Source organism: Rivularia sp. UHCC 0363 (assembly GCF_034931125.1).
In the GTDB taxonomy this organism is placed as follows: domain Bacteria; phylum Cyanobacteriota; class Cyanobacteriia; order Cyanobacteriales; family Nostocaceae; genus Rivularia.
In genome coordinates this window covers 1-4,485 of the sequence record NZ_JAYGHM010000140.1, presented here as the reverse complement: position 1 = coordinate 4,485, position 4,485 = coordinate 1, and the positions used below count along the sequence as shown (strand labels likewise).

Sequence of the window (4,485 nt, the reverse complement as noted above, 5' to 3'; positions counted from 1 at the left end):
GGAATTGCTTACCGCTCCCGCATCAGGTTGTAGTTTGATGGTTTTACAGTTCGTAAGTTGAAGCGAGGAGCAGAGTGTATTGATGGAACCCGCAAAATTGCCCCCCGCAGCCCCAATTACCATTATGTCCGTGCGATGATTATCCCGGAACCACAATTTTAGTGCGGTAATGAGTGATTTCAAAGCCCCTTCTACAAGCCAAACTTCATTTATCTCATTGGCTTCGGGATGTTTCCATATAAAAAGCGGCAATTCACCGTTGGGGAGATGAGGGGAATTGCCCCCATGATTCGCAGAAGATAGCCAGAAGTACTTAGCGAATTTATCGCGATTATCGCTCGCTATCTGGAATCCAGTAATAAATTGATCCCCATCTGTAGCTGCGATCGCGATACCATCCCCCCCAAGCAATCTGTGAGTATTCGGGTTAACACCTGCAAGATTGTCAACATTTACCAATTGCCCCCGATTCCAACTGCGAATCCACCCCATTTGGTAAGCAAAATCAATTTCAAGGGAAGATAGCCCACGCTTTTCTTTAAGTTGTATGGTGTGATTTAGGCTTAGTTGTAATTTGGCTACAATTACTCTGTACGCTGCATTTCGCTGCCTTATGGGGAGTAAATTTCTGGTGGAATCTTTTTGTTTGGGCGCTCGCCTTATTGACCTAGCTATCCGTTGTCCCGATCGCCATTCATCGAAATTATCTGGTCTAAAGGTCGCAGTATGCCCGGATTCGGGTTTCACACAAACATATCCGTTAATTCTTTCACCCTTAGCAGCATCTACAAAGCCATGACAGAAAATTGTTTCGTCCGCTAAAATCCGGCAGTTTGATTTTATGTCTTCACATATGGGACAAGGATTATGGCGGTTGGTGGGGACTGGACGACTACTAAACATTGTCCCCTCCTTTAATTAGACTGGTGTTTTCTGAACACTCCGCTAAGTCTTGGGTTACTAAGAAGGAATCCTTTACAAAAAGTATTGGATATATAAATTGAAAGTTTTTATTTTCTTGGGTTTGGGTAGATACGGAACTGACCATTATTTTTCTCCAAAGTTTGCTGTTGCGGCTGTCTTTGGAGGAGGGTTGCTGTACCACTGCGTGCTGCCAGCTTTGGCTTTATGGCTCAATTGTGGGGTAATTCACATTCATTGCTATGATGAGCCGGGATTAATGTCAATTTCGAGTTACTCTACGAGGCACGTTTTGGAACCGCGCTATCAACAGCAATATTTAAAATCGAGACTTTATAAAAGTTAAGCGTCGTATCATTGCTGTCTTGTAGTCTCCGTCTGGCATAGGGTCTGGTAAATAAAAACCTTTTTTCTGCTACGGAGCTAAGATACTTCTCAAAAAAATTGACAAAAAAATCCCACCTAACACATATCTTTTGACCACTTACTGTAGTAAGATATGTGTAGATACGTCTCCAAAGACGAATGCACGCGACGGTGTGGCACAAGTACGTCTTTTTGGACTTAGATGTGGATACAGTTGTTCAGGCTACACCACTCTTAGTTTTTGACGACTTAACCCGCCTCCGGCAAGTATTTAAAATTGAATAATTTGAATTTATATCTATTGCAGGCGATAAGAGTAATGAACTTATTGCCTGCCTTTTTGTACCTCCATCAAAATGTAAATTTTTATTTCACTTAAGTAGCTTCCTGACCTTACTTGTGGTAAGTAGGGAAATTGTCAAGAAAAATACTGATGATTTCTGACTTATTGTACATCTACTCAGAGTCATAAAGCAGTATGGTCGAAAATAAAATAATCATTTCTCACAGATCCACATCACCCCTCAAAAGAGAAACTTCACTACATATCTATATATTCATAAACCTATCCTTTATTGTTAACTGTTAAGCGCATTGATTAATGCAAGCACTTTTCCTTCGTTGGTTCAACGTAATGGTGTTATGAAGTGCTATAAAAGTTTCTCCAAAGCTTTAGTTGCGCTTCTTCAACTCGGTGGTGCGAGGGCTTGGAAGATTCAAGCCAAGCAAGAAAAAATTAAACGATTAATGTTATTTAGCTCCGTAAATTATCTTCATATATGAACACTATTCGCTTTTTTCTTTTCGTAAAGAGGACTTTTTGCTTGGGAAGTCTCCTTTGTCTTTAATTTGATTAATACCTGTCTCGATTAGAAAAGCAGCAAGATTCGCTGTTGGACGACCCTGCGAATCTGCCAAAACTTCTAAGTCTTCAAAAATCGAATCCGGAACTGTAACTGTGAATCGCTTGCTCACACCATTTTCCATCAAGACTGCATCCTATATAGTACGCGATAGATTACTTTAGAACTAAAAAGCATCTTATAAGACTCTCTCTGTATTCTAATTGTATGCTAAAGTTGTGATATTGTAATTGCTCCATTAAATTTTTCACCTCTAAAATCCCGTGAAACTCATTCTGCGTGCTGGGTGCATCGATTATCCCAGTAACTGAAACTGCAAAAACTGCTTCGCCAAGACAATCACGCACCCAATACCTATAGCCTGCATGGAAGAAAGGATGCTGCATGATAGTCACCTAGTAACAACCATCTCAATGCATGGAGGTCACGCAGAATCAACGACATCAAAAGTTGACAGTCACCCAGAGTACAAAAAATATGAGGGAAACAACACGATCGCTCAAAGACTTCTACGAATCCAAGCTAGGCAAGACAATCAGCGATTCATCTTGGTATCGCGTCTGCGATTGCCTTCGAGGCACTTGTGGAGAAGTTACCAAAGAAAACCTAGAAGTGTACGCCAAAATGCGTAAGGCTTGCGCCAGGTTGCCAATCCAGCTATCGGAATTCATTCAAATATGGCAATCCGTACAAACATTAAAAAACTCTAATGAAGAAGCAATAACTGGCAGTCAATTTAGAAAAATGCTGACCAAAAATATCCCATCACGCATACCAGACATTACATTTTATCGGTGGTTTATTCGTGCTGGGTTGAACTTTAGGAAGAGAAATGAATACACCCCTGAGCAGCTTATTCCAGTAACAGTTAGTGCTTGGTGTTGGTACTTGAGAAAATCAAAGGAGCGATAAAAATGGCAGATTTAGTTAAAAGAATTCAAAGCAGGTTATCTAGGAAATCAATTTCAATATCAAAGCAAGATTTGACTCTGGAAATTGCTGCACTGGGTTACTCCCCTCAAGCTTTAGAAGAAGATGAAATTGATACGATTACTCAACTGCTTTTAGACAAACATCAAAATACAGAATTGGCGGTATCGGAACCAGAAGAAATTACAGCTGCTCCATCGGACGAGCATCACGCATCTACACCAAATTCAACCGCAATTACCAATCAACAAAAAGAGCAATTGATATCAGTTCAAGCCCAATCTATGGGTATTTCTCTTAGCGAATCAGAAATCACAGATATTTCCCAAACCGTTAGCGACTCATTTACCGACTTCGTTAGTGCTGTAGAAACTATCAATTCATCAATCAAAAGTTACGCCCAAACTAAATTTGATGAAGTTGAACAAAAAATTGATTCTAGCAACAGTAATCTGCGTGACTACATTGATAAAAAAACTACTAGCTTACAAAGAAAGAGTCTAGAAGGAGCCATAACAACAAAGGAGGTGTTAGAGCAAAAAAGCTCTAATCTCAAAAGCTTCTCCAAAAGTCTCTCAGCAGCATTTAAAGCACAGTAGAGAACTACACTTCAAAAATGTATTTCGGCTACTAGTGATAATAATTCCTGCTTTATTCCTAATAGATTATTGCTACCAATCAATCAGCTATCACTTCAAATATCAAGCCTACCTAGCTCGTAAAGACAGAATACAACAATACCAAAACTGGATGCACTACCAATGTACAGAAATACTAACAGAAGAGAGGGTTAATCGTTGTGAAAAATACTGGCAAGCTGAAAAACTTGGTTTCTTCCAAATCGCGCCACCTAGAAAAACAACTACGTGGGAAATTCAACGCTTCCACAAACCTAATTTACAGGGCATTAATGGGCGACCAAAAAGCACTAAAACTAATAGGTCAAATGGGTAATGATGGAGCAAAGATTAGCGAATTTGCACCAAAAGTTAAAGACAACATGATTGCTGCAATTAAAGGAGCAGAAGATTTAAACACAACTCTTGCAGCTATTTATAAGCAAGCTGGAGTAAGTGGAGAACGCATAGAAAGAGAAATACAATCATCCATCCTCGCCGACGATAAATTAGCAAATCAATTAGAAGAATTAAGCCTTGATTTTGAAGGAGCTAAAAGTAAAGAAGAATTGCGCCACAAACAAGCTAAAGAACATATTACATTAAAAGCTTGGGTTGATAGACATATGATGTCAATCGATGGCGAATACAAGATGCTGCAAGAAGAATTAAAGACAGAAGTAAGGCAGCAGACAATTGATTTACAACACGACAAAGATTTAGGTAACTATTATCTTGATGCTGGAGATAATGCTAGAGATGATTTAAAGCCTAAAAAACAATATGCT

6 protein-coding genes and 1 pseudogene are annotated in these 4,485 nt (G+C 39.4%); 5 read left to right on the top strand and 2 right to left on the bottom strand.

From position 1 onward, the window contains the following. Positions 1–903: pseudogene (locus VB797_RS34715) on the bottom strand (hypothetical protein); the annotation flags it as partial. A gap of 97 nt (positions 904–1,000) precedes the next feature. On the opposite strand from VB797_RS34715, the gene VB797_RS34710 reads away from it, so the two are divergent. Both VB797_RS34710 and VB797_RS34705 read left to right on the top strand, forming a co-directional pair. Next, positions 1,001–1,267 (top strand): hypothetical protein, encoded by a 267-nt coding sequence (locus tag VB797_RS34710; protein WP_323242354.1) that lies wholly within the window; start codon positions 1,001–1,003, stop codon positions 1,265–1,267. Between the two features lie 662 nt (positions 1,268–1,929). Continuing rightward, entirely contained in the window at positions 1,930–2,070 is a 141-nt protein-coding gene (locus VB797_RS34705) for a hypothetical protein (RefSeq protein WP_323242353.1), read from the top strand. 3 nt (positions 2,071–2,073) lie between these two features. Here the strand turns inward: VB797_RS34705 and VB797_RS34700 are convergent, their stop codons facing one another. Beyond that, the gene (locus VB797_RS34700; RefSeq protein WP_323242352.1) at positions 2,074–2,262 is read right to left on the bottom strand and encodes a ribbon-helix-helix domain-containing protein; all 189 of its coding nucleotides are present in this window, start codon (positions 2,260–2,262) and stop codon (positions 2,074–2,076) included. Between the two features lie 365 nt (positions 2,263–2,627). Here VB797_RS34700 and VB797_RS34695 point away from each other — a divergent pair, with 365 nt between their 5' ends. The 3 genes from VB797_RS34695 to VB797_RS34685 form a co-directional block, all read left to right on the top strand. Then, a complete protein-coding gene (locus tag VB797_RS34695; RefSeq protein ID WP_323242351.1) occupies positions 2,628–3,062 on the top strand; it encodes a hypothetical protein in 435 nt (144 codons plus the stop codon). A 2-nt stretch (positions 3,063–3,064) separates the two neighbouring features. Next, positions 3,065–3,679 (top strand): hypothetical protein, encoded by a 615-nt coding sequence (locus tag VB797_RS34690; RefSeq protein ID WP_323242350.1) that lies wholly within the window; start codon positions 3,065–3,067, stop codon positions 3,677–3,679. 200 nt (positions 3,680–3,879) lie between these two features. Then, the coding region (locus tag VB797_RS34685) for a hypothetical protein (RefSeq protein WP_323242349.1) at positions 3,880–4,485 on the top strand (606 nt) is incomplete at its 3' end.

Bases quoted from the DNA above. Each gene is read 5' to 3' on its own strand.
- VB797_RS34695 (WP_323242351.1), top strand. From the start codon at position 2,628: ATGAGGGAAACAACACGATCGCTCAAAGACTTCTACGAATCCAAGCTA.
- VB797_RS34705 (WP_323242353.1), top strand. From the start codon at position 1,930: ATGAAGTGCTATAAAAGTTTCTCCAAAGCTTTAGTTGCGCTTCTTCAA.
- VB797_RS34690 (WP_323242350.1), top strand. From the start codon at position 3,065: ATGGCAGATTTAGTTAAAAGAATTCAAAGCAGGTTATCTAGGAAATCA.